The following is a 26,151-nucleotide window of genomic DNA, read 5'->3' as shown; positions in this document are numbered from 1 at the left end:
CCCCGCCTGTTTTAAAACTCGGGAGTTAAGATATGCCTAAGTACCGTTCAGCAACAACCACTCATGGCCGTAATATGGCAGGAGCGCGAGCATTATGGCGCGCGACAGGTATGACCGATGATGATTTTGGAAAGCCAATTATTGCCGTTGTAAACTCATTTACTCAGTTTGTTCCAGGTCATGTGCACTTACGTGATTTAGGCAAGCTCGTCGCAGAACAAATCGAACAAGCGGGCGGCGTCGCGAAAGAGTTTAACACTATTGCAGTGGATGATGGGATTGCAATGGGACATGGCGGTATGCTGTATTCCTTACCTTCCCGTGAGCTGATAGCAGACTCGGTAGAATATATGGTGAATGCGCACTGCGCAGATGCCATGGTATGTATTTCCAACTGTGACAAAATCACCCCAGGTATGTTAATGGCATCCTTGCGCCTGAATATTCCCGTGATTTTTGTTTCCGGTGGACCAATGGAAGCAGGAAAAACCAAGCTTTCAGATCAAATCATCAAACTTGACCTTGTGGATGCGATGATCCAAGGCGCGAATCCAAATGTCAGTGATGAAGATAGTGAAAAAATTGAACGTTCAGCATGTCCAACATGTGGGTCATGCTCAGGGATGTTCACTGCGAATTCAATGAACTGTTTAACCGAAGCATTGGGTCTTTCTCAGCCAGGAAATGGTTCATTACTTGCGACTCACGCTGATCGTAAAACGTTATTTATCAATGCAGGTAAGCGAATTGTTGAGCTGACTAAACGTTATTACGAACAGAATGATGAAAGCGCATTACCGCGTAATATCGCGACAAAGGCTGCATTTGAAAATGCGATGACATTAGATATTGCGATGGGAGGCTCTACAAATACTGTTCTGCATTTACTGGCAGCTGCACAAGAAGCAGAAGTAGATTTCACCATGGATGATATTGACCGCTTATCTCGTCAAGTCCCTCATTTATGTAAAGTTGCACCAAGCACACAAAAATATCATATGGAAGATGTACACCGTGCTGGTGGTGTGATTGGTATTCTTGGGGAGCTGAGCCGTGCAGGTTTATTGCAGGAAGATGTGAAGAATATTCTAGGTCTTTCATTACCAGAAACATTAGCTCAGTACGATGTTATGTTGACGAAGGATGAATCTGTAAGATCTATGTTTTCAGCGGGACCTGCAGGTATTCGAACCACCCAAGCATTTTCTCAAAATTGCCGTTGGCCATCGCTAGATACTGACCGTGAAAATGGTTGTATCCGCAATCTTGAGCATGCTTATAGCTTGGATGGTGGTTTGGCGGTACTTGCTGGCAATATCGCCGAAGATGGCTGTATCGTGAAAACGGCAGGGGTTGATGAAGGTAGCTTAACTTTCCGTGGACCTGCAAAAGTGTTTGAAAGCCAAGATGATGCGGTAGAGGCTATCTTAGGTGGAAAAGTTGTTGCCGGCGATGTTGTTGTTATCCGTTATGAAGGTCCTAAAGGCGGACCAGGTATGCAAGAAATGTTGTACCCAACTTCTTATCTGAAATCGATGGGATTAGGTAAAGATTGTGCACTGATCACCGATGGGCGTTTCTCAGGAGGAAGTTCAGGTTTATCAATCGGGCATATCTCTCCTGAAGCGGCAAGTGGCGGATTGCTGGCTCTGGTACAAGATGGGGATATTATCGATATCAATATTCCAAAGCGTACCATGTCCCTAGATGTTAACGACAGTGAGTTAGCAAAACGTCGCGAAGCAGAATTAGCGCGCGGAGATAAAGCCTATACTCCGCGTAATCGTCAGCGTGAGGTTTCTTTCGCTTTGCGTGCTTATGCTTCTTTGGCGACGAGTGCGGATAAAGGTGCTGTACGCGATAAGTCTAAATTAGGAGGCTAATTGTGGCAGCCGCAAAACCATTACCTGCGGCACCGACAGGTGCCGATTATCTCAAGGCGGCGCTTAGTGCGCCTGTCTATGAAGCGGCACAAGTGACGCCACTTCAAGAAATGAGCAAGCTCTCTTCACGTCTGGGTAATACGATTTTAGTCAAACGTGAAGATAGGCAGCCAGTACACAGTTTTAAATTACGTGGCGCTTACGCCATGATTGCGGGCTTGACCGAAGAGCAAAAAGCTAAAGGTGTTGTCACAGCATCAGCAGGGAATCATGCGCAGGGCGTAGCGTTGTCGGCTAATCGTGTTGGCATTAAGGCCAAAATTGTTATGCCAGTGGCAACCGCAGATATCAAAGTGGATGCTGTTCGCAGTTTTGGTGGAGAGGCCATTTTATACGGCGCAAATTTTGATGAAGCTAAAGCTCACGCAATTGAGATAGCAAAACGCGAAGGATATACCTTTGTACCGCCATTTGATCATCCGTCTGTGATAGCAGGTCAAGCAACTATTGCACTAGAACTCCTTCAGCAGGATGCTCACCTCGACCGTATTTTTGTGCCTGTTGGGGGCGGTGGATTGATTGCTGGCGTCGCTGTATTAATCAAACAGTTGATGCCTGAGATTAAGATTATCGGTGTAGAAGCTGAAGATGCAGCCTGTCTAAAAGCGGCATTAGAGGCTGGTCATCCTGTTGATCTCCCTCGTGTTGGTTTATTTGCGGAAGGCGTTGCTGTGAAACGCATTGGTGACGAAACCTTTCGCCTATGCCAGCAGTATGTCGATGATGTGATTACCGTAGATAGTGATGCTATTTGTGCGGCACTGAAGGATATTTTTGAAGATGTGAGAGCGATTGCAGAACCGTCGGGGGCGTTAGCGTTGGCGGGACTAAAAAAATATGTTCAGCAACATAACATTAAAGGTGAAAGGCTGGCGCATATTTTGTCAGGTGCAAACATGAACTTCCATGGTTTACGTTATGTCTCCGAGCGTTGCGAATTAGGTGAACAACGAGAAGCGCTGCTTGCGGTGACTATTCCTGAACAGAAAGGTAGTTTTTTGCGATTCTGCCAATTGCTTGGTAACCGCTCAATCACTGAGTTTAATTATCGCTATACAGATGCTGACCCAGAGCGTGCCTGCATTTTTGTGGGTGTTCGCTTAAATGGTGGTGAGCAAGAGCGGCACGACATTATTCAAGGGCTGCAAAATAATGGTTATGAAGTCGCTGATTTATCGGATGATGAAATGGCGAAGTTGCATGTGCGCTATATGATTGGTGGGCGCCCATCGAAGCCATTGGATGAAAAGCTGTATAGTTTTGAGTTTCCTGAATCTCCAGGGGCGTTATTGAAGTTCTTAGAAACACTAGGAACTCACTGGAATATCACGCTATTTCATTATCGTAGTCATGGAACGGATTATGGGCGAGTGCTGGCGGCCTTTGAGCTTTCGGGGCCAGAAGTACGCTTTGATCGCCACCTTGATGCACTAGGATATGAATATCATGATGAAACAGGGAATCCATCCTTCCGTTTCTTTTTAGCGCCTCAAGATAGCAGAAAAACATTAGATTGAGTGTTCTGGGAGCAATTCCCAGAATGCTTTAATTAATGGTTCACTCAGGCGTTTGCTGAGCAGGCAAACGCCAAGTTCAAACGGTTCGACCATCGAAATATTATCAAGTTGAGAGACACGGCTACGAACTGGCTCGGGGCTATTATCAACGACGACACTTGGTATTAATGCAATACCACACCCCAATGCCACCATAGATACAATCGCCTCATGACCTGAAACCGTTGCGTAAATCACTGGATTATGGATACGATGGCGTTTAAACCATAATTCAATACGTTTACGAGAAGGTCCATGTTCAGGAAGAATGAAAGGCACTGTAGACCAATCAGGCTCCTTTTCTGTCACCATACTCCGTACCGCACAAGGCAGTGATGGGGCAATAAGCACTAGGGGGATTTCCCCAATTTTTGCGAATCTCACGTTATCGGGCAATTTTTCAGGTTTACCTGCGATGCCTAAATCGGCTTCTTTGGTTTCGACTTTTTCAACGGCATCTGCGGCATCGCCCGTAGTGAGTTTTATTTCAACGAGTGGATGCAAAGCACGAAATTTATCAAGTACTTGAGGTAAATGACTATAAGCGGCGGTGACTGAGCAAAATAGGCGTAATTCCCCGCTTAATGACGGGCTTTGCTGGTTGAGAGCATGTTTTAACTGCTGATATTGCAACAGCGTTTGCTGGGCAAATTGCTTGAGATGCTCACCCGCTTGGGTCAGTTTTACCGAACGGTTATCACGGATGAACAGAGGATGACCCAATTGATCTTCTAAACGCTGAATTTGTCTTGATAGTGTGGATGGGCTGACATGCATGGCCTTTGACGTTCGACCAAAGTGGCAGCTTTCTGCTAAGTGTAAAAACAGTTGTAGATCACGAATATCCATTTTGCCCTCTGATGATAACTTGATTATCGTTGCAAATATTGCAACATTACATTGTTAATATATCAATTTAAGCAATGCTCATCATCGCATATAGTAAATCCATAACTGCTCAATAATGAGCAACAGGTAACGAAGTTGCCTGATAATACGAACACAACAGAACACTGACCGAATAATGGAGTAAGACCATGGCGAATTATTTTAATACATTGAATTTACGTGAGCAGTTAGCGCAATTAGGCAAGTGTCGTTTCATGAAACGCGAAGAATTTGCGGATGAAGCTGGCTATCTGAAAGGTAAAAAAATCGTCATCGTCGGTTGTGGTGCTCAAGGTCTGAACCAAGGTTTGAACATGCGCGATTCTGGTTTAGATATCGCTTATGCGCTGCGTCCAGAAGCGATCGCAGAAAAACGTGCGTCATGGCGTAAAGCGACAGAAAACGGTTTCAAAGTTGGAACTTATGAAGAACTGATCCCTGAAGCAGATTTAGTTGTTAACTTAACGCCAGACAAACAACACTCTACGGTTGTTCGTGCCGTTCAGCCAATGATGAAACAAGGCGCTGCACTGGGTTATTCTCATGGTTTTAACATCGTTGAAGTGGGTGAAGAAATCCGTAAAGACATCACGGTTGTGATGGTTGCACCAAAATGCCCAGGCACCGAAGTTCGTGAAGAATATAAGCGCGGTTTCGGTGTTCCAACACTGATTGCTGTTCACCCTGAAAATGACCCGAAAGGCGAGGGGATGGCAATTGCGAAAGCATGGGCAGCAGCGACTGGCGGCCATCGTGCGGGTGTTTTAGAGTCCTCTTTCGTTGCTGAAGTTAAGTCTGACTTAATGGGTGAGCAAACAATTCTGTGTGGTATGTTGCAAGCAGGTGCGTTACTGAGCTATGACAAAATGGTTGCTGATGGCGTAGAGCCGGGCTATGCAGGGAAATTAATTCAGTTTGGTTGGGAAACAATCACGGAAGCACTGAAGCAGGGCGGCATCACCCTGATGATGGATCGCTTATCTAACCCAGCGAAAATCCGTGCTTATGCATTATCAGAACAACTGAAAACCATCTTAGCGCCACTGTTCCAAAAACATATGGATGACATTATTTCTGGTGAGTTTTCATCAACAATGATGGCTGACTGGGCGAACAATGATAAAAACTTGCTGACATGGCGTGAAGAGACCGGCAAATCATCTTTTGAAAACTACCCAGAATTTGCAGGTAAAATCGCAGAGCAAGAGTATTTTGACCACGGTGTTCTGTTAGTTGCGATGGTTAAAGCGGGTGTTGAGTTAGCGTTCGATACCATGTTAGAAGCGGGTATCTTAGAAGAGTCAGCATACTATGAATCACTGCATGAGCTGCCGCTGATTGCTAACACGATTGCACGTAAGCGTTTATATGAAATGAACGTCGTTATCTCTGATACTGCGGAGTACGGTAACTACCTGTTCTCATTCGCAGCGGTTCCAATGCTGAAAGAGTTTATGACCAAGTTACAAGCGGGTGATTTAGCAAAACCAGTTGCAGATAACGGAACAGATAACGCGCAATTGCGTGATATTAACGAAGCTATCCGTAATCATCCTATCGAGAAGATCGGTAAAGTTTTACGCGGGTATATGACGGATATGAAGAAAATTTCAGTTGGAAGTTGATTTTTCTTCACTATTCGCGTGATAGGTGCGTTGGCTGCACTCGGTTACCCAAGTCACATACTCAATGTATGCTCCTTGGGATAACCTCCTTTGCCGCCTTCCTCTAACGCGAATAGTTTAGAAAAATATTTCTATGTAATAATAGAACAAAGCAAAACCACATCGCTCTGCTGAATGATGTGGTTTTTTGTTTTTTATAAATAGGCAGGATCGTTGCTCAAGAGTTGGGTCGGTTTCTGCTACAATCTGTAGCAAATTCCTTTTTGAATAACTAAGTGATACAGAGAAACCATGCGATTAAATCCTAGCCAGCAACAGGCGGTTGAATATGTAGATGGTCCGTGCCTTGTTTTGGCAGGGGCAGGCTCAGGTAAAACACGGGTTATTACCAATAAAATTGCGCATTTGATCCGCCAATGTGGCTATCAGCCTCGGCAGATTGCGGCGGTGACATTTACCAATAAAGCCGCGCGCGAAATGAAAGAGCGTGTGGGACAAACATTAGGTAAAAAAGAAGCCCGAGGGTTAATCATTTCTACATTCCATACTTTGGGACTGGAAATTATCAAACGCGAATATAAAGCGTTAGGTATCAAAGCCAATTTTTCTTTGTTTGATGACCAAGACCAAATGGCGTTACTCAAAGAACTCACGTTTGACCTGCTTGAAGAAGATAAAGATCTTCTTCAACAATTGATCTCCGCGATCTCAAATTGGAAAAACGATCTTATTTCTCCTCAGCAAGTGGTTGGGCAAGCGAGAACGGAAAAAGAGCACCATTTTGCTGAGTGCTATCGCCGCTATGAGCTGCATTTAAAAAGCTGTAATGTCTTGGATTTTGATGACTTAATCAGCAAACCAACATTGCTGCTGTATCATAATGAAGAAGTTCGGGAGCGCTGGCAGCAAAAAATTCGTTATTTGCTGGTGGATGAATACCAAGATACGAACACCAGCCAGTATCAGCTCGTGAAATTACTCGTGGGCAGCCGTGCTCGCTTTACCGTCGTTGGTGATGATGACCAGTCGATTTACTCTTGGCGCGGTGCGAGACCGCAAAACTTAGTGTTACTCAGCCAAGATTTTCCAAAACTGAATGTGATTAAATTGGAGCAAAATTACCGCTCATCAGGTCGTATTTTGAAAGCGGCCAATATTTTGATTGCCAATAACCCTCATGTCTTCGAGAAAAAATTATTTTCTGAGTTGGGGTATGGGGCGCCATTAAAGGTGCTGACAGCGAATAATGAAGACCATGAAGCGGAACGCGTGATTGGTGAATTAATTGCTCACCACTTTATTAATAAAACTCAATATAAAGACTATGCGATTTTGTATCGCGGTAATCATCAGTCGCGTATTTTTGAAAAAATGCTGATGCAAAACCGCATTCCTTACCGAATTTCAGGTGGGACATCATTTTTCTCACGACCTGAAATTAAAGATCTTTTAGCTTATTTGCGGGTGCTGACTAACCCTGAAGATGACAGCGCTTTTTTGCGCATTGTGAATACACCGCGCCGAGAAATTGGCCCTAAAACTATCCAAAAATTGGGAGAATGGGCGAATCAACGAGGCAAAAGTTTGTATCACGCCAGCTTTGATTTAGGTCTGGAACAGACTTTAACAGGGAAAGGGTTGGAAGCGTTGCAACGTTTCACTCATTGGATGGAAGGGATAGTCCGGATTTCGGAGCGTGAACCGTTGATAGCGGTACGGGATCTTTTACGGGAGATGGATTACGAAAGCTGGTTGTACGAAACCTCTGCCAGTACCAAAGCCGCCGAAATGCGAATGAAAAACGTCAATCAATTGTTTACATGGATGAGCGAAATGATTGAAGGGGATGAGCTGAATGACCCAATGACGCTCAATCAGGTTGTCACTCGTTTTACGTTGCGCGATATGATGGAACGTGGGGAAGATGATGAAGATTCAGATCAGGTTCAGTTGATGACATTGCACGCATCTAAAGGTCTTGAATTTCCATATGTTTTCTTAGTTGGGATGGAGGAAGGGTTATTGCCTCATCAAAGTAGTATCGATGAAAATAACATTGATGAAGAGCGTCGACTGGCCTACGTGGGTATTACGCGAGCGCAGAGAGAGTTATTCTTTACTCATAGCCGTGAGCGCCGCCAATATGGTGAACTGATCCGCCCTGAACTGAGCCGCTTTTTAATGGAATTACCGCAAGATGATTTGGTGTGGGAGCAGCAACGAAAAGTGGTTACTGCCGAAGAGCGGATGCAAAAAGGGCAGTCCGCTTTAGCGGATATCAAGGCGCGCTTAGGGTTAAATAAGAAAACCGATCAGTAGCGAAAGAGTCTAAGAGAGTTCCCACGACAAGGTGGGAACCTATCATCACCAATTTAGAACCATATCAATTGGAGCTATTACGTTCTTCTAAGGCCAATTGCCAATTCACATACCCTTGCCACTGAACCTCTTGCTGTAGATTCTCAGCTCGTAAAGGGTGCTCCTCAAGCCAGCGGTACGGCAATGCGATGGTTAAATCCTGTCCATTAGCATTAAGGCGCAATGCTGGTAATGTATCATCACGTCTACGGCTGGCGAAAATAATGGCTAGTCGTAATAAACGGCATAATGCGTAAGTTTGCTGAATGGGTAGTGCATTTTGTTGGCTCAGGGAAGCGAGATCGATTTGACCTTGCTGGTTCTTGAGAAGAACCGCGAGAAAACGTTTTTGCGCGGGAGTGAAGCCTGGTAAATCAAGGTGAGTGATTAAATAGCTTGCATGCTCTGGACCTTTGCGAAAATCAACACTTAGCCCAATTTCGTGTAATGCACAAGCGCTGGATAACAAATCACGGCAACGGCTATCTAACTCCCACTCTTTGGCAACTTGGAGGTAGAAATGTTCAGCAAGCTGACACACGCGGTTAGCTTGCTCAATATCCACAAGGAAGCGTCGCTGAATATTGCGTAATGTGCGTGCGCGAATATCTTGCTCAATAGGTAGTTCAAGCATGCCGTACACTAAGCCTTCGCGAAGAGCGCCGCCGGCTAATGTCATATTTTCGATATTCAGTGCCTTGAAAATCGCGATCAGAATCGATAAGCCACTCGGGAAAACGAGGGCACGTTCAAACGTGAGGCCCTCGATTTCAAGCTCTTCTAACTTATGGCACTGGATAGCTTTGTGCTTCAGTTGCTGTAATTTACTCAGGGTGATGAGTTCATCCATCCCTTGAGCAATCATAATTTCCTGAATCGCCTGTACAGTGCCTGATGCGCCGACACAAATTTTCCACCCGTGATTTTTAAGGGCATCTGCGATAGGCGCAATGACATGTTGAGCAGCCGCTTCGGCTTGAGCAAAGTTTTCTTCTGTTAGCGTTCTGTCGCTAAAGTAGCGTTCAAGCCAAGTCACACAACCCATTTCGAGGCTATAAAGTAACTGAGCTTTAGCGCCTGTACCAGTGACAAGTTCGGTGCTGCCGCCCCCGATGTCAACCACTAAGCGTTGCTCTGGACCGCCGGTTGTATGGGCGACGCCTTGATAAATCAAGCGAGCTTCTTCTTCTCCTTGGATCACTTTCACGGGATTTCCGAGGATCTGGCTGGCTTTCTCAATAAAAACATCGGCATTTTTGGCAAGGCGCAATGTCGCGGTTGCCACAACTCGAATTTGCGAGTTAGGAATATCTTGCAGATGTTCTGAGAAGAGACGCAGGCATTGCCAGCCTCGCTCCATGGCTTGCTCAGATAAAACATTATCTTTATCTAAACCCGCAGCCAGGCGAACTTTCCGTTTAACCCGAGAAATAATCTGAATGCTACCTGCGGTCTCGCGAACAACCAGCATATGAAAGCTGTTGGAACCCAAATCGATAGCGGCATACAGAGAAGAAGATTTCAGCATAGGGTATTTACTCAGCCTGCACGTTTATGGTTATTACGTGGGCCATTATGGCGACGCGGCGCATTAGAATTGCGGCGTGGACCACTTGGGCGCGGACGATGACGGCGTTTTGGTGCCGGCAGGTCGCTCAGCAGTGCATCACTGTTATATTTACTGACAGGGATAGAGTGCTGAATATACTCTTCGATTGCAGGTAAGTTTAGTGCGTATTCTTCACACGCTAAGCTGATAGAATTTCCGCTTTCACCCGCACGACCTGTACGTCCAATACGGTGTACATAGTCTTCGCAATCGTCAGGTAAATCATAGTTAAATACATGAGTTACTGATGGTATATGTAATCCACGAGCGGCAACGTCAGTCGCAACTAAGATATCAATTTGACCTTGAGTGAACTGATCTAAAATACGCAGACGTTTTTTCTGAGCGACATCGCCAGTCAATAACCCGACACGGTGACCATCAGCTGCAAGGTGAGCCCAGATATCATCACAACGATGTTTCGTATTTGCGAAAATAATGCAACGCTCAGGCCACTCTTCTTCGAGTAGCGTTTGCAGCAGGCGCATTTTTTCTTCGTTGGATGGATAAAATAACTCTTCTTTAATACGGTGACCGGTTTTTTGTAGTGGTTCAACTTCCACATATTCCGGGCTGTTCATTTGTTCGAACGCTAATTCTCTAACACGGTAAGAGAGCGTCGCGGAGAACAATAAGTTGAGTCTGTCCGCTGCGCCAGGCATACGGCGGAATAGCCAGCGAATATCTTTAATAAAACCGAGGTCATACATACGGTCAGCTTCATCCAAAACAACAACTTGGATAGCCGCTAAATCAACGTGACCTTGTTTTGCGTAATCAATAAGGCGACCCGTTGTTCCAATAAGGATATCAACGCCGTTTTGTAGTACGCGTAATTGTTCGTCATAGCCATCACCACCATAGGCTAGACCCATTTTCAAACCAGTGTACTCAGCGAGCTCTTTAGCATCGGAGTAGATCTGTACGGCTAATTCGCGAGTAGGTGCCATGATCAGCGCACGTGGCTGATTGGTTTTTTTCCCCTCAATTGCCGGGTGAGTTAAGAGAAAATGAAATGTAGACGTTAGGAATGCTAACGTTTTACCTGTACCTGTTTGTGCTTGCCCCGCAACATCTTTGCCTTCGACAGTATAAGGCAGGGTAGACGCCTGAATAGGCGTGCAAAAGTTGAAGCCTTTTTTATTAAGTGCTTCAATGACTTTTGGGTGCAATGCGAAGTCGGAAAACTTCTTTTCTGTCAAGTGTGCTTTACTCATAGTATGTTAGAATATCAGTTATCGGTTGGTTTACGAAAGCGTATCTTTTGAAATAAAGCATACTGCTGCCAATTAATGTTACACTATGTCTGTAAAAATGATCCTTTGGAGTACAACATGAGCGACAAAATTAAACATATTACTGATGCAAGTTTTGAGTCAGACGTTCTAAATGCAAGTTCACCTGTTTTAGTCGACTTCTGGGCTGCATGGTGTGGACCTTGTAAAATGATCGCGCCAATCCTTGATGAAGTTGCTGAAGAATATACAGGCAAAGTGACTATCGCAAAACTGAATATTGATGATAATCCAGCGACTGCCCCAAAATTTGGTATTCGCGGTATCCCTACACTGTTATTATTCAAAAACGGCAGTGTAGCTGCAACTAAAGTTGGTGCTTTATCTAAAACTCAACTGAAAGAATTTCTAGACGAAAATCTGTAAGTTATAGCTTTATATAAGCCAAAACGTTTAGCGGCGCATTTATTTTATATAGAGAGTCGCTAGACGTCCCCATTTAAGCATGATAAGTTATCCGCATTCCTCATAGAGTACCCGTAAGAATTACCTTGTTTGCCTTTGCTCTTTTCTGAAACGTCTAGCTTGCAGTTCTGTTCAATGCCAATTTTAGTTACTGATTATTAATATAAAGTTGATAATTCATGGTTGTATCACTGTGGCTTAAGTCTTGAGTAAAATAAATGGGCTGTATTAGGGATAAGATGTTGTCCTAAAATGTATAAAAAACTATTGCTAATATTGATTACGTTTCTAATAATATGCGGCATGTCATCTTGATGATTATAACGCTTTCGTTAGTCACAACACCTTCACAGCAATATTAGTTGTAGCTAGCACAAATTTTAATGCATTGTTGTTGGTTATGAGTCCATATCTATCAACAGGGCACTATAAAGTTAAACTGGCGCTTCATAGGTTCACTATACTAAATAGGTTCACTATAAAAGTTGCCTCCAATTTACGTTCATAGTTCGAGAAATACCCCGAGTTAAAGAACCCACCATTATGAATCTTACCGAATTAAAAAATACGCCAGTATCAGAACTGATTACGTTAGGCGAAAACATGGGGCTAGAGAACTTAGCCCGTATGAGAAAGCAGGATATTATTTTCTCAATTTTGAAGCAGCATGCTAAAAGTGGAGAAGATATTTTCGGCGATGGCGTACTGGAAATATTGCAGGATGGATTTGGTTTCCTCCGTTCAGCAGACAGTTCTTACCTCGCAGGCCCTGATGATATCTATGTTTCCCCTAGCCAAATTCGCCGCTTTAACCTACGCACCGGCGACACCATTTCAGGAAAAATTCGTCCCCCGAAAGAAGGTGAACGTTATTTTGCCCTCTTGAAAGTTAACGAAGTTAACTTTGACAAACCTGAAAACGCCCGCAGCAAAATCCTTTTTGAAAACTTAACCCCATTACATGCCAATAATCGTCTGCGCATGGAGCGTGGTAACGGTTCTACTGAAGATTTAACTGCGCGTGTATTGGACTTAGCCGCACCTATCGGCCGTGGACAGCGTGGTTTGATCGTTGCACCTCCGAAAGCGGGTAAAACCATGTTACTGCAAAATATTGCGGCTAACATTGCCCACAACTATCCTGACTGCGTATTGATGGTTCTGCTAATCGATGAGCGTCCAGAAGAAGTTACTGAGATGCAACGCTTAGTTAAAGGTGAAGTGATCGCTTCAACATTTGATGAGCCAGCTGCGCGTCACGTTCAAGTTGCTGAAATGGTTATCGAGAAAGCGAAACGTCTGGTTGAGCATAAAAAAGACGTTATCATTTTACTGGATTCTATTACTCGTCTTGCTCGTGCATACAACACCGTCGTACCTTCTTCAGGTAAAGTATTGACTGGTGGTGTGGATGCAAACGCATTACATCGTCCAAAACGTTTCTTCGGTGCTGCTCGTAACGTTGAAGAAGGTGGTAGCTTGACTATCATCGCAACCGCGTTAGTTGATACCGGTTCGAAAATGGATGAAGTAATTTACGAAGAATTTAAAGGAACAGGTAACATGGAATTACACCTGTCCCGTAAAATTGCTGAAAAACGTGTTTTCCCTGCGATTGATTACAACCGCTCTGGTACACGTAAAGAAGAGCTGCTCACCTCTCAAGATGAACTGCAAAAAATGTGGATTCTGCGTAAGATTATTCACCCAATGGGCGAAATCGATGCAATGGAATTCCTTATCAGCAAATTAGCTATGACTAAGACTAACGAAGAGTTCTTTGATTTTATGAAAAGAGCATAGTCTCGTTAGGATTATGAGTATAGAAATAGGCGCTCTAATTAGAGCGCCTATTTTTTTTATCAATGAACTGTGAGTATTCACAAAACAATAGTCTTTATTATTTATCAACATGAGCATGAGTTACTTTATTTATGTGTAAAATAAAATAATTAACGGATACTAGCTTATTCACTAGAAGATGGTATTTTCTACATTAATTTTTATACTTAAGTAGAACCAATGGCTGATGTTTACTCGTTTAGATGGAAACAATCATAAATCATGGTTAACAAATCTGAGATTGTGTTTTATGGCATGCATCTTGCTTTATTAAAGGATAAAATCTTTAGGTTAAATTTGTCACACAAAACTATTTATTTATGCTGAATTTGAGCTGTATGTTTTTTTCGGCATGTTTTGTGCATGTTAAAAACAAGAAAAATGTGTTTTAGCGTACGATTGATTTTTGTTCGAATACTGTGTGATGGACTTCTATCACAGCAACCAAAAGTTTTAGTGTTTAAAAGTTAGATAGAAATATAAGAGAGTAGAACAGTGGATAGCACACACTTTATGAGTAATCTCTTCTATGTCTTTTTGTTTACCTTAGCCTTTATTTTTGTCGCGCGTATCGTAGCTAAAAAAATTGGCTTGGTTGATAAACCGAATTTCAGGAAGAAACACGTAGGATTGGTTCCGCTGGTTGGGGGGATCTCTGTTTTCTTTGGCGTTTGCTTCGCGTTTATGATCACAGAAGAATATATTCCCCATAAGTGGCTATATATTGCTTGTGCGGGGCTCTTAGTGTTCGTTGGTGCACTGGATGATAGGTTTGACATCAGTGTGAAGTTACGTGCTGGAGTTCAAGCGATTGTCGCCGTGGTAATGATGACTGCGGGTGGGCTGTCACTGGAATCTCTAGGCCATGCATTTGGTCCTTGGGAACTGGTACTTGGGCCATTTGGTTATATCGTCACCTTATTTGCCGTTTGGGCTGCGATCAATGCCTTCAACATGGTTGATGGTATTGATGGCCTGTTAGGCGGCTTGTCCTCGGTTTCCTTTGGTGCCCTTGGTTTCTTACTGTATCAAAATGGTAACTATGCGTTAGCGTTTTGGTGTTTTGCGTTTATAGCGGCTATCCTTCCTTATATCCTCATGAATATGGGTGTTTTAGGGCGTCGCTTTAAAGTGTTCATGGGTGATGCGGGAAGTACGTTGATTGGTTTTACCATTATTTGGATCTTGGTAGCATCAACACAAGAAGACGTTCATCCAATCAACCCAGTGACTGCATTATGGATTATTGCTATTCCGCTTATGGATATGGTGGCAATTATGTACCGCCGTATTCGTAAAGGTATGAGTCCATTTTCACCGGATCGTCAGCATATTCATCACTTGATTATGCGTTCAGGTTTTACCCCGAAAGGGGCATTTGTAATCATCACATTGGCTGCGGCAATTCTTGCGTGTATTGGTATTATTGGCGAACGCCTCTCATTCGTTCCTGAATGGGTAATGTTGGCATTATTTTTGCTTGTATTTATGATGTATGGTTACTGCATCAAGCGAGCATGGAAAGTCGCCCGTTTTATCAAACGAATTAGACGTCGTGCGCGTAAGAGTGCGGTCCGGTAACGACAAACGAACTATAGAGGTTCTGTGCAGTGAATAACTCAGAAACGCAACCTAATCAACATCAAACCTCGCTTGAAGCGGAGTTAGATATTCGTGATTTATGCCGCTCACTATGGCAGGGTAAAATTTGGATCGTCGCATGTGCAGTGATTTTTGCTGCGATTGCACTGGGAGCGTCCTATTTTATGCAGCCGAAGTGGAGCACAACGGCTATCACGGATTTACCAACTGTGAACAATCTGGGAAGTTATTATTCTCAGCAACAGTTTCTGCGCAACCTTGATTCTCGTATTAATGCGGTGGGGCAAGAAGGGCAATTACCAACGATTGCCAAAGAAGCTTATGAAGAATTTACCAAACAACTTGGTTCTTACGATACTCGCCGCCAATTTTGGTTAGGTACTGAGTATTATAAACAGCGTTTGGAGAATGATCCGAAAGCGGATGCGGCATTGTTGGATGAGCTAATCAACAATATCGAATATACGCCAGCTGATGCACTCAAAAACCCAACAGATAGCGTGAAGTTAGTGGCTGAAACAGCAACAGACAGCAACCAACTTTTACGTGAATATATTGAGTTTGCTAATCAGCGCGCAACCACAAATTTGAATGATGAATTGAAAGGGACTTGGGCAACCAAAACCCAATCAATGAAAGCGTTAGTTAAACGTGAAGCGATGGTCGCAACGGCAGCGTATGATCGTCGTCTAAATAGCCTTGAACAAGCCCTAAAAGTAGCGGAAAAACAAGGCATTTCGCGTAATCAAACCACTGCGCCAGTGGATGAAATTCCTGACTCAAAAATGTTCATGTTAGGGGTTCCATTACTGCAAGCTCAAATTGAGACGTTAAAAGCAACTGGTCCAGATTTTGATACAGATTATGATCAGAATGTGGCGATGTTATCAACGCTGAATGTTGAGCCTGTTCTTCAAGATAATTTCCACGCGTATCGTTATCTGCGTACGCCTGAAGATCCAATCAAACGCGATAGTCCGCGCAGAGCATTCATTGCCGTTCTGTGGGGTACAATTGGTATGTTAGTAGGTGCCGGAGTGGTACTGTCTCGCCGTCGCCCATCGTAATGTCATATTCGCCACCGGCGGCAAGGTCGGTGGCGAAATAGCATCATTAAAACTAAAGAAAGCAGTAAACTGCGAAGAAAATATAAGAGAGTCACTGTGAAAGTATTGACTGTATTCGGCACACGGCCTGAAGCCATTAAAATGGCTCCATTGGTTCATGCTCTTGCTGATGATGCAGACTTTGAAGCGAAAGTGTGTGTCACCGCTCAGCACCGTGAAATGCTAGATCAAGTACTGAACTTATTTGAGATCACGCCCGATTATGATCTCAACATTATGAAACCAGGTCAGGATTTAACCGATATTACTTGCCGTATTCTGGAAGGATTAAAGGCAGTATTTGCGGATTTCCAACCCGATGTTGTCCTTGTTCATGGCGATACCGCCACAACAATGGCAACCAGTCTTGCGGCATTCTACCATCGCATCCCTGTCGGGCATGTTGAGGCTGGACTGCGCACAGGGAACCTCTACTCTCCATGGCCAGAAGAAGGTAACCGTAAAATTGCGGGGCACCTTGCTCAGTACCATTTTGCACCGACAGAAAACTCGCGCCAAAACTTACTCAACGAATCCATTCCCGATAGCCATGTTTTTGTGACGGGTAATACGGTCATTGATGCGCTGTTGTGGGTCAAAGAGAAGGTAATGGGTAACCAAAACATGATGGCTGAATTAGCCGGAAATTACCCATTTATCGATCCAAATAAAAAAATGTTGCTTGTAACGGGTCACCGCCGTGAAAGTTTTGGTGGTGGTTTTGAGCGCATTTGCCATGCATTAGCGGATATCGCTCAAACTCACCCTGATGTTCAAGTGGTTTACCCTGTTCACTTAAACCCGAATGTGAGCGAGCCTGTAAAACGTATTCTGCATGGTATTGATAATATTATCTTAATTAGTCCCCAAGAATATCTGCCGTTCGTCTATTTGATGAACCACGCGTATCTGATTTTAACGGATTCCGGCGGTATTCAAGAAGAAGCGCCATCTTTAGGCAAGCCTGTTTTAGTTATGAGAGATACCACCGAACGCCCTGAAGCTGTTGATGCAGGAACAGTCCGTTTAGTGGGTACAGATACACAAACCATTGTAAATGAAGTTAATCGGTTACTGACAGATGAAGCGGAATATCACGAAATGAGCCGCGCACATAACCCGTATGGTGATGGTCATGCTTGTCAGCGTATTCTTGCAGCATTAAAAAGCAATCAGGTGAAATTATGAGTTTTGAAACTATTTCTGTTATCGGCCTCGGTTATATCGGTTTACCAACAGCGGCAGCCTTCGCATCTCGTAAGAAGCAGGTTGTCGGCGTAGATGTCAACCAGCATGCTGTTGACACTATCAATCAAGGTAAAATCCATATTGTGGAACCTGAGCTGGACGTTGTGGTGAAAAAAGCAGTTGAAGACGGTCACTTAAAAGCCTTCACCAAGCCACAACCCGCAGACGCATTTCTGATTGCTGTTCCGACACCATTCAAAGGTGAACACGAGCCTGATTTGGTGTACGTGAAAGCGGCAGCTGAATCTATCGCACCAGTCCTGAAAAAAGGCGACTTAGTGATTCTGGAGTCCACGTCTCCAGTAGGTACGACGGAGCAAATGGCACAGTGGTTAGCAGCAGCTCGCCCTGATTTGACCTTCCCTCACCAAGCTGGTGAAGAAGCAGATATCGACGTGGCATATTGCCCTGAGCGCGTACTGCCAGGTCAAGTGATGGTTGAACTGATCAAAAACGACCGTGTTGTCGGCGGGATGACACCTAAATCTTCACTGCGTGCTAGCGAACTGTACAACATCTTCTTAGAAGGTGAGTGTGTAATCACTAACTCAAGAACAGCTGAAATGTGCAAGTTAACGGAAAACAGCTTCCGTGACGTCAATATCGCATTTGCTAACGAATTATCGCTGATTTGTGCAGACCAAGATATCAATGTTTGGGAACTGATTAGCCTTGCAAACCGTCATCCTCGCGTGAACATTTTGCAACCGGGCCCAGGCGTTGGTGGTCACTGTATCGCAGTAGACCCATGGTTTATCGTGGCACAAAGCCCAAAACAATCTCGTTTAATCCACACTGCTCGTTTAGTTAACGATGGCAAGCCAATCTGGGTTGTTGATCAAGTGAAAGCCGCAGTGGCTGATTGCTTAGTGGAAACTGGCAAAAAAGCGAATGAAATCAAAATCGCATGTTTCGGTTTATCGTTCAAACCAAATATCGATGACCTGCGTGAGAGCCCAGCAATGCACATCACCAAAATGGTTGCGAACTGGAACCCAGGTAAAACATTTGCGGTTGAACCACATATTCACGAATTACCAACTGCACTGAAAGGTATTGCGGAGCTGGTTTCTATTGAAACTGCTGTGAGCGAAGCGGATGTGATCCTGATGTTAGTCGACCATAACCTGTTTAAAGGTATCCAAGGTTCTGCTATCCCACAAAAATGGGTCGTGGATACAAAAGGAGTATGGCGTTGAAACGTATTTTAATTACAGGTGGAGCCGGTTTTATCGGCTCTGCTGTTGTTCGTCATGTGATTGAAAACACAAAAGACCACGCGATTGTGGTTGACTGCTTAACTTATGCGGGCAATTTGGAATCATTAGCGGAAGTCGCCAATAGCGAGCGCTATGCTTTTGAACAAGTGAACATTTGTGACCGTGCAGCATTGGATAAAGTGTTTGCTGAACACAAACCTGATGTCGTGATGCATTTAGCTGCAGAAAGCCACGTTGACCGCTCAATTGATGGTCCAGCGGCATTTATCGAAACCAACATTGTGGGTACTTACACCCTGTTAGAAGCGGCTCGTCATTACTGGTCTGCACTTGAAGATAGTAAAAAAGCGGCTTTCCGTTTCCATCACATTTCAACTGATGAAGTGTATGGCGACTTGGAAGGTCCTGATGGCTTCTTTACGGAAACTACACCGTATGCACCAAGCAGCCCATATTCAGCCTCAAAAGCGTCTAGCGACCATTTAGTGCGTGCGTGGCAGAGAACGTATGGTTTACCGACCATGATCACCAACTGCTCAAATAACTATGGTCCTTATCACTTCCCTGAGAAGCTGATCCCATTGATTATTTTGAATGCGATTTCCGGTAAGCCGCTGCCAGTGTATGGCAAAGGTGAGCAAATTCGTGATTGGCTGTTTGTGGAAGACCATGCGCGAGCGCTGCATTTAGTGGCGACTCAAGCACAGCCAGGTTCAACCTACAATATTGGCGGTCATAACGAGCGTCGTAATATTCAAGTGGTTGAAACAATTTGCGAATTACTTGAAGAGCTGCACCCGCAGAAACCTCAAGGGGTTGCTCATTACCGCGACTTAATCACGTATGTGAAAGACCGTCCTGGTCATGATATGCGCTACGCCATTGACGCCGATAAAATTGAGCGTGAATTAGGCTGGACACCAGAAGAGACGTTTGAATCCGGGATCCGTAAAACGGTTCTGTGGTATTTAAACAACGAAACTTGGTGGCGTCGTGTGCAAGATGGCTCCTATGCCGGTGAACGTCTGGGCTTAGGCAGCTAGGAGGCAATATGAAAGGTATTATTCTGGCTGGTGGCTCGGGAACGCGTTTGCACCCGATCACTCGCGGCATCTCAAAACAGTTGCTGCCTATCTATGACAAGCCAATGATCTACTATCCGCTGTCAGTGTTAATGCTGGCAGGGATCCGCGAAATTCTAGTGATTTCGACGCCGGATGATTTGCCAATGTTCCAGCGTTTGCTGGGCGACGGTCATGAGTTTGGTATCGAATTGAGCTACGCGGAACAGCCTTCTCCAGATGGGCTGGCTCAAGCGTTTATCATTGGTGAAGAGTTCATTAATGGGGACTCTTGCTGCTTAGTGCTGGGCGACAACATTTTCTTCGGTCACTCATTCAGCCCTAAATTAATGTCAGTCGCGGCACGCCAAAAAGGCGCGACAGTGTTCGGCTATCAAGTCATGGATCCTGAGCGTTTTGGTGTGGTGGAATTTGATGACAATTTTAAAGCGTTGTCTATCGAAGAAAAACCAAAACAGCCAAAATCAAACTGGGCAGTAACGGGTTTATATTTCTATGATAACCAAGTGGTTGATTTTGCTAAACAAGTAAAACCTTCTGAGCGCGGTGAATTAGAAATTACCTCTATCAACCAAATGTATTTAGAGCGCGGCGAGCTTAGCGTTGAACTGCTTGGTCGTGGATTCGCTTGGTTAGATACTGGAACTCATGACAGCTTAATTGAAGCCGGAACATTTGTTCAGACCGTTGAGAAACGCCAAGGCTTTAAAGTGGCTTGTTTAGAAGAGATTGCATGGCGCAATGGCTGGTTATCTGACGACCAAGTCAAAGAAGCGGCAACTCGCCTAAATAAAACGGGCTATGGCAAATATTTAGAGGACTTACTTCGTGTCCGTCCGCGCCAATATTGATCCCCTAGATTGGGAGTCTGATTTTTTCAAACGTTCAACGGCGAAACTGGATTTCGCCGCGACTGATGCGCAGATTATTCTTTCTTATCAATTGGATAAGTTTGATATTGTGCAAGCGAAAGTTGCGGCATCCGAAACAGCTAAAATCGATGAACTTGCCAGTATGGGATTCAGTTTTGTTGAAGGCGAAATTGATTTTGCGTTAACTATTGGCACAGAAAATGCTTATCTAAACACAGCGTTATCAGAGGCGGATAATGTGGTTGTTGCACAAACAGGGGATATTGTTTCTCTGCGCGACACCGCGGCCTCTGTGTTTAGTAACAGCCGCTTTAGAACCCCTTGGTACCATGAAGGGGACAGCGGTCGGTTTTATGCATTATGGATAGAAAAAGCCGTTCTCGGCACCTTTGACCACACCTGTTTACTCCTTAGAGATAATGCAGGTGATATTTTAGGTTTCGTTAGCCTACGCAGCCTTGATGCAAATACAGCGCGAATTGGGCTGTTAGCGGCAACGCCAAGTGCAGCAGGACGCGGTATCGGTCGGAAATTAATGTCAGCAGCGTATCAGTGGTGTGTGCAACACCAAAAAAGACAGTTAAATGTTGCCACACAAATGAGCAATGTTGCGGCGTTAAATCTTTATTCACGTAGCGGTGCGGCTATCGCCAGCACAGCATATTGGTTATACAGGGGACAACATGATTCCATTTAATAAACCACCCGTTGTAGGTACTGAAGTTGAGTATATGAAGCAGGCCATGGCAAGTGGCAAACTGTGCGGGGATGGTGGTTTCACTAAGCGTTGTGAAGAGTGGATGGAGAAACGTTTTAACTGTCCGAAGGTCCAGTTAACGCCGTCTTGCACCGCTTCATTAGAAATGGCAGCGATCCTGATTGATATTAAGCCAGGCGATGAAGTCATCATGCCAAGCTTTACCTTCGTATCGACCTCTAACGCATTCGTGTTACGTGGCGCTAAAATTGTGTTTGTGGATATTCGTCCAGATACGATGAATATCGATGAAACCAAAATTGAAGCGGCAATCACTGATCGTACACGTGCAATTGTTCCTGTTCACTACGCAGGCGTGGCTTGCGAAATGGACACCATCATGGCGATTGCGAAGAAACACAATTTATTTGTGATTGAAGACGCAGCGCAAGGCGTGATGTCCACCTATAAAGGTAAAGCACTGGGTACCATCGGTCATATTGGTTGCTATAGCTTCCATGAAACCAAAAACTACTCTTCGGGTGGTGAAGGTGGTGCGACCTTAATCAATGATAAGGCGTTGATTAACCGCGCAGAAGTGATCCGCGAAAAAGGTACAAACCGCAGTCAATTTTTCCGTGGTCAAGTGGACAAATACACTTGGCGTGACATCGGTTCAAGCTACCTGTTATCTGACTTACAAGCAGCCTATTTATGGGCGCAGTTAGAAGAAGCAGACAAAATCAACGAACGCCGCTTACTGCTGTGGGATCGCTATTATCAAGCGTTACAACCACTGGTGGCTGCAGGTCGTTTAGTGTTAGCATCCGTGCCGGAAGGGCTGAAGCATAATGCCCATATGTTCTATATCAAACTCAAAGATGTGGAAGAGCGCACAGCGTTCAATGACTATATGAAATCCCATGGTATTTTGACGGTGTTCCATTATGTGCCACTGCACACCAGCCCTGCTGGACTGGAATTCGGCTATTTCCACGGTGAAGACAAATACACTTCGGTTGAAAGTGACCGTTTAGTGCGCCTGCCAATGTTCTACAACATGACAGACGACGAGCAACAAGTGGTTATTGAGCGAATCAAAGCGTTCTTTGCCTAATGTCACTCGCTAAAGCATCGGTTTGGACTGCTGGGTCTACCCTGATTAAAATCGGGGTGGGCCTGTTGATCGTGAAATTATTTGCAGTCTCATTTGGCCCTAGTGGTGTGGGTCTAGCGGGGAACTTCCGCCAATTAATTACGGTGCTAGGCGTATTGTCTGGCGCTGGGATCTTCAATGGCGTCACAAAATATGTGGCAGAACACCATCAAGATCCGCAGAAATTACGGGCTGTGCTGGGAACGTCTTCAACGATAATCCTCGGATTTTCAACGTTACTGGCGATTATTTTCTTGCTATGTAGCGCCCCTATCAGTGCTGCACTATTTGATACTGAGCAATACAGTGGCGTGATCCGCATGGTTGCCTTGATTCAAATGGGTATCGCGTATGCGAACTATTTCTTGGCGATTTTGAAAGGTTACCGAGACGCTGCAGGGAATGCGACGGCCATCATTTTTGGTAGCATAATCGGCGTAGTCGCCTATTATTTATGCTATCTGATGGGAGGTTATGATGGCGCACTTGCAGGGCTAGCATTGGTACCCGCTTTAGTGGTATTGCCTGCGGTTGGGATGATTATTCGACGTAAACAATTTGCGTTGTCATCACTCAAACCCGCATGGGATAAAGCCATTGCCACTAATTTAGGTAAGTTCACCATCATGGCAATGCTCACGGCAATCACACTGCCTGTTGCCTATATCATGATGCGAAATTTATTGGCACAGACTTATAGCTGGGATGAAGTGGGATTATGGACGGGCGTTACCACGATTTCGGATGCCTATTTACAATTCATCACAGCAACATTTTCGGTCTATTTACTGCCCACGCTGTCCCGTTTACAGCATAAAAATGAAATTTCTGCCGAAATTGTTAAGGCATTGAAGTTTGTATTACCGGCTGTTGCCGCCGTGAGCTTTACGGTTTGGCTGCTGCGTGATTTTGCGATTTGGCTGCTGTTCTCAAAAGAGTTTACAGGGATGAGAGACCTGTTTGCTTGGCAGCTGGTCGGCGATGTATTGAAAGTGGGTGCTTACGTCTTTGGTTATCTCGTCATCGCGAAAGCAGCGCTGCGTTTTTATGTTCTTACGGAAGTAAGCCAATTTGTTCTGTTAACGGGCTTTGCCCATTGGTTTATTCCTGAACATGGCGCCGTGGGGGCGACACAAGCCTATATGGCGACCTATATCGTATATTTTACTCTCTGTTGTTGCGTATTTTTGATCTACCGTAGGCGAGCATGACAACCTTAATACATGTACTGGGATCTGATCTCCCGCATCATAATCAGACGGTTTTAACGTTTTTTAATAACGTTATTTGCCAAGAGATGGCACCGTCACAAAAGCCGCATTTTATGGTGGTGAGCCAGGATGCGCAGCTTGCTGCTGCCTATCCGATGCTTGAAATTGAAGTTTTTGACAGCAAACAATCTATTGCAGATAGCGTTATTCGTCGCGCGAAAGCGGAGCGTCGTACACGCTTTTTCTTCCATGGGCAATTTAATGCGCCAATTTGGTTAGCACTGCTTTTTGGCAAGATAAAATCCCATCAATTCTGGTGGCATATTTGGGGTGCTGATCTCTATGAAGAATCTAGCTCACTGAAATTCAAGCTGTTTTATATTCTACGTCGTCTGGCTCAAAAAAAAGTGGGGCACGTTTGTGCAACACGGGGAGATTTGTGCCATTTTCAGCAGTCGAATCCTAATGTGCCATCATCGGTTCTCTATTTCCCGACGCGTATGGATCCGGCATTGACGCTAAACGAACGTCAGCCTCGTGAGGGCGAGCAATTAACTATCCTGCTCGGTAACTCAGGTGACCGCTCTAATCGTCATGTGGAAGCGCTGAGCGCGATTAAACAGCAATTTGGTGACAAGGTGAAGGTGATAGTCCCGATGGGCTACCCAGCGAATAACCAAAACTATATTGCCGAAGTTGAGCAAGCAGCACAAAGCGAATTCCCTCAGGGGCAGGTGGATATTCTTAAAGAACGTATGGCGTTCGATGATTACCTGAATTTGCTGAAAACCTGCGACCTTGGCTACTTTATTTTTAATCGCCAACAAGGGGTTGGAACGGTTTGTTTGCTTATTCAGTTCTCTATTCCTTTTGTCATTAGTCGCCAAAATACCTTCTGGCAAGATTTAACGGCGCAGAATGTCCCAGTCTTTTTCTATGGTGATGAGCTGACTCTGCCATTAGTGGATGAAGCACAACGCCAAATGAATTCGCTGAATAAACAGCATATTGAATTCTTTGCGCCTAACTTTACTGATGGCTGGAAACAGATCCTCAGCATTGCGGAGGCGAAAGCATGACATTGCTTGAATTGGGTGGCTTAGCGCTTATCTACCTAATCTCTATTATCTTTATCGGCACGCTGATGTATAAAGAGTTTTTGCGCGTGCGCTTTAATTTTAATATTTTCTTTACCTTATTGTATTTGCTGACGTTTTACTTCGGATTCCCGTTGACTTGTGCATTGGTTTTCCAGTTTGACGTGGCAATCGTCCCCGCAGATTACTTGATGTATGCCATGTTGGCGTCAACCAGCTTCTACGCCATTTACTATGTGACGTACAAAACGCGTTTAACTAAGCGCGTGGATACCCAGCGTCGCGCCGTATTTAGTATGAATAAGGTGGAAACCAATCTGACCTGTCTACTGCTGATTGCCGTGGCGGTGGTTACTGTAGGCATTTTTTTCATGGATAACGGTTTCTTGCTGTTTAAGTTGAAATCCTATAGCCAGATATTCTCCAGTCAGGTATCGGGCGTGGCATTGAAGCGCTTTTTCTACTTCTTTATCCCTGCAATGCTGATTGTTTATTTCTTGAAACCCACGCAAAAACGCTGGATTTTCTTCTTGATCAGCACGGTTTCATTCGGTTTCTTAACTTATGTGATTGTAGGCGGAACCCGTGCCAACATTATCTTGGCATTTGCCCTGTTCCTATTTATCGGGATTGTCAGAGGCTGGATCACGCTTTGGATGCTGGCAGCGGCGGGTGTGGCAAGTATTGTTGGGATGTTCTGGTTAGCTCTCAAGCGTTACGGTCTTGATGTGAGCGGTGCCGAAGCGTTTTACACCTTCTTGTATCTAACTCGCGATACGTTCTCGCCATGGGAAAACTTAGGATTATTGCTCAGCTATTATGACCAAATGGAATTCCAAGGTTTAGCGCCGATTATCCGTGATTTCTATGTGTTTATTCCAGCATGGGTATGGCCTGAACGCCCTGATACGGTATTAAACTCGGCTAACTATTTTACCTGGGAAGTGCTGAATAACCATTCTGGGTTAGCGATTTCGCCTACGTTAATTGGCTCGCTGGTGGTCATGGGGGGCGTGCTGTTTATCCCGCTGGGCGCTATCGTGGTGGGCATGATCATTAAATGGTTTGATTGGATTTATGGGTTAAGTCTAAAAGAATCCAACCGTTACAAGGCTGCGATTATGCAGGCATTTTGTTTCGGCGCCATCTTCAACATGATTGTATTAGCTCGTGAAGGGGTCGATTCCTTTGTCTCGCGCGTAGTCTTTTTCTGCTTAGTCTTCGGGCTATGTTTAGTGTTAGCTAAATTACTGTACTGGTTATTTGAAAGTGCCGGTCTTATTCGTACCAAAGCCGCTTTATATTTAAAAAGTGGTCAACGGGAAAGCCGTTAAAAGGA

The 26,151-nt window shown here is 44.6% G+C and carries 20 protein-coding genes; 17 read left to right on the top strand and 3 right to left on the bottom strand.

The features are described from left to right. Positions 1-32: 32 nt before the first annotated feature. Positions 33-1,883, top strand: a complete 1,851-nt coding sequence (gene ilvD / locus ACY3ZI_RS19605; RefSeq protein ID WP_036948781.1) for a dihydroxy-acid dehydratase — start codon at positions 33-35, stop codon at positions 1,881-1,883. Between the two features lie 2 nt (positions 1,884-1,885). Further along, positions 1,886-3,460 (top strand): threonine ammonia-lyase, biosynthetic, encoded by a 1,575-nt coding sequence (gene ilvA, locus ACY3ZI_RS19600; RefSeq protein ID WP_487375731.1) that lies wholly within the window; start codon positions 1,886-1,888, stop codon positions 3,458-3,460. On the opposite strand, the gene ilvY is transcribed toward ilvA, so the two are convergent. Then, entirely contained in the window at positions 3,452-4,348 is an 897-nt protein-coding gene (gene ilvY / locus ACY3ZI_RS19595) for an HTH-type transcriptional activator IlvY (RefSeq protein ID WP_132496295.1), read from the bottom strand. The two genes, ilvA and ilvY, sit on opposite strands and share 9 nt — an antisense overlap. A gap of 188 nt (positions 4,349-4,536) precedes the next feature. On the opposite strand from ilvY, the gene ilvC reads away from it, so the two are divergent. Continuing rightward, positions 4,537-6,012: a ketol-acid reductoisomerase gene (gene ilvC / locus ACY3ZI_RS19590; RefSeq protein ID WP_211886798.1), complete on the top strand. Its 1,476-nt coding sequence runs from the start codon at positions 4,537-4,539 to the stop codon at positions 6,010-6,012. 291 nt (positions 6,013-6,303) lie between these two features. Beyond that, positions 6,304-8,331, top strand: coding sequence for a DNA helicase Rep (gene rep, locus ACY3ZI_RS19585; RefSeq protein ID WP_211886800.1), 2,028 nt, complete (start codon positions 6,304-6,306; stop codon positions 8,329-8,331). A gap of 64 nt (positions 8,332-8,395) precedes the next feature. Here the strand turns inward: rep and gppA are convergent, their stop codons facing one another. Beyond that, entirely contained in the window at positions 8,396-9,898 is a 1,503-nt protein-coding gene (gene gppA / locus ACY3ZI_RS19580) for a guanosine-5'-triphosphate,3'-diphosphate diphosphatase (protein ID WP_211886802.1), read from the bottom strand. A gap of 11 nt (positions 9,899-9,909) precedes the next feature. After that, positions 9,910-11,196: an ATP-dependent RNA helicase RhlB gene (rhlB, locus tag ACY3ZI_RS19575; protein WP_036948801.1), complete on the bottom strand. Its 1,287-nt coding sequence runs from the start codon at positions 11,194-11,196 to the stop codon at positions 9,910-9,912. A 117-nt stretch (positions 11,197-11,313) separates the two neighbouring features. On the opposite strand from rhlB, the gene trxA reads away from it, so the two are divergent. From trxA to wzyE, 13 genes are all read left to right on the top strand, one after another. After that, positions 11,314-11,640, top strand: a complete 327-nt coding sequence (trxA, locus tag ACY3ZI_RS19570) for a thioredoxin TrxA (protein WP_036948804.1) — start codon at positions 11,314-11,316, stop codon at positions 11,638-11,640. Between the two features lie 582 nt (positions 11,641-12,222). Then, on the top strand, positions 12,223-13,482 hold the full coding sequence (rho, locus tag ACY3ZI_RS19565; protein WP_004915469.1) for a transcription termination factor Rho: 1,260 nt from the start codon (positions 12,223-12,225) through the stop codon (positions 13,480-13,482). Positions 13,483-14,034: 552 nt separating this feature from the next. After that, a complete protein-coding gene (gene wecA / locus ACY3ZI_RS19560) occupies positions 14,035-15,102 on the top strand; it encodes a UDP-N-acetylglucosamine--undecaprenyl-phosphate N-acetylglucosaminephosphotransferase (protein WP_132496300.1) in 1,068 nt (355 codons plus the stop codon). A 29-nt stretch (positions 15,103-15,131) separates the two neighbouring features. Then, positions 15,132-16,190, top strand: a complete 1,059-nt coding sequence (wzzE, locus tag ACY3ZI_RS19555; protein WP_487375730.1) for an ECA polysaccharide chain length modulation protein — start codon at positions 15,132-15,134, stop codon at positions 16,188-16,190. 96 nt (positions 16,191-16,286) lie between these two features. Next, the gene (gene wecB, locus ACY3ZI_RS19550) at positions 16,287-17,417 is read left to right on the top strand and encodes a non-hydrolyzing UDP-N-acetylglucosamine 2-epimerase (protein WP_211886806.1); all 1,131 of its coding nucleotides are present in this window, start codon (positions 16,287-16,289) and stop codon (positions 17,415-17,417) included. Further along, entirely contained in the window at positions 17,414-18,676 is a 1,263-nt protein-coding gene (gene wecC, locus ACY3ZI_RS19545; protein ID WP_211886808.1) for a UDP-N-acetyl-D-mannosamine dehydrogenase, read from the top strand. The genes wecB and wecC overlap by 4 nt, the downstream gene beginning before the upstream one ends. After that, positions 18,667-19,740: a dTDP-glucose 4,6-dehydratase gene (gene rffG, locus ACY3ZI_RS19540; RefSeq protein WP_181477694.1), complete on the top strand. Its 1,074-nt coding sequence runs from the start codon at positions 18,667-18,669 to the stop codon at positions 19,738-19,740. Before wecC ends, rffG begins: the two co-directional genes overlap by 10 nt. Positions 19,741-19,748: 8 nt before the next feature. Further along, on the top strand, positions 19,749-20,630 hold the full coding sequence (gene rfbA / locus ACY3ZI_RS19535; RefSeq protein WP_036948820.1) for a glucose-1-phosphate thymidylyltransferase RfbA: 882 nt from the start codon (positions 19,749-19,751) through the stop codon (positions 20,628-20,630). Continuing rightward, complete coding sequence (rffC, locus tag ACY3ZI_RS19530; protein WP_211886809.1) at positions 20,608-21,348, top strand: dTDP-4-amino-4,6-dideoxy-D-galactose acyltransferase; 741 nt, start codon at positions 20,608-20,610, stop codon at positions 21,346-21,348. The genes rfbA and rffC overlap by 23 nt, the downstream gene beginning before the upstream one ends. Further along, positions 21,335-22,465: a dTDP-4-amino-4,6-dideoxygalactose transaminase gene (gene rffA, locus ACY3ZI_RS19525; RefSeq protein ID WP_487375728.1), complete on the top strand. Its 1,131-nt coding sequence runs from the start codon at positions 21,335-21,337 to the stop codon at positions 22,463-22,465. Before rffC ends, rffA begins: the two co-directional genes overlap by 14 nt. Beyond that, the gene (gene wzxE, locus ACY3ZI_RS19520; RefSeq protein ID WP_036948828.1) at positions 22,465-23,715 is read left to right on the top strand and encodes a lipid III flippase WzxE; all 1,251 of its coding nucleotides are present in this window, start codon (positions 22,465-22,467) and stop codon (positions 23,713-23,715) included. Before rffA ends, wzxE begins: the two co-directional genes overlap by 1 nt. After that, positions 23,712-24,794: a TDP-N-acetylfucosamine:lipid II N-acetylfucosaminyltransferase gene (locus ACY3ZI_RS19515; protein ID WP_108478783.1), complete on the top strand. Its 1,083-nt coding sequence runs from the start codon at positions 23,712-23,714 to the stop codon at positions 24,792-24,794. The genes wzxE and ACY3ZI_RS19515 overlap by 4 nt, the downstream gene beginning before the upstream one ends. Beyond that, positions 24,791-26,146, top strand: coding sequence for an ECA oligosaccharide polymerase (gene wzyE, locus ACY3ZI_RS19510; protein ID WP_154599723.1), 1,356 nt, complete (start codon positions 24,791-24,793; stop codon positions 26,144-26,146). Before ACY3ZI_RS19515 ends, wzyE begins: the two co-directional genes overlap by 4 nt. Positions 26,147-26,151 lie beyond the last annotated feature (5 nt).

The sequence above is a fragment of the Providencia sp. LY12 genome (genome assembly GCF_057621555.1).
Note: the sequence above shows the minus strand (reverse complement) of the source record. Positions and strands in the feature narration are given on the sequence as shown.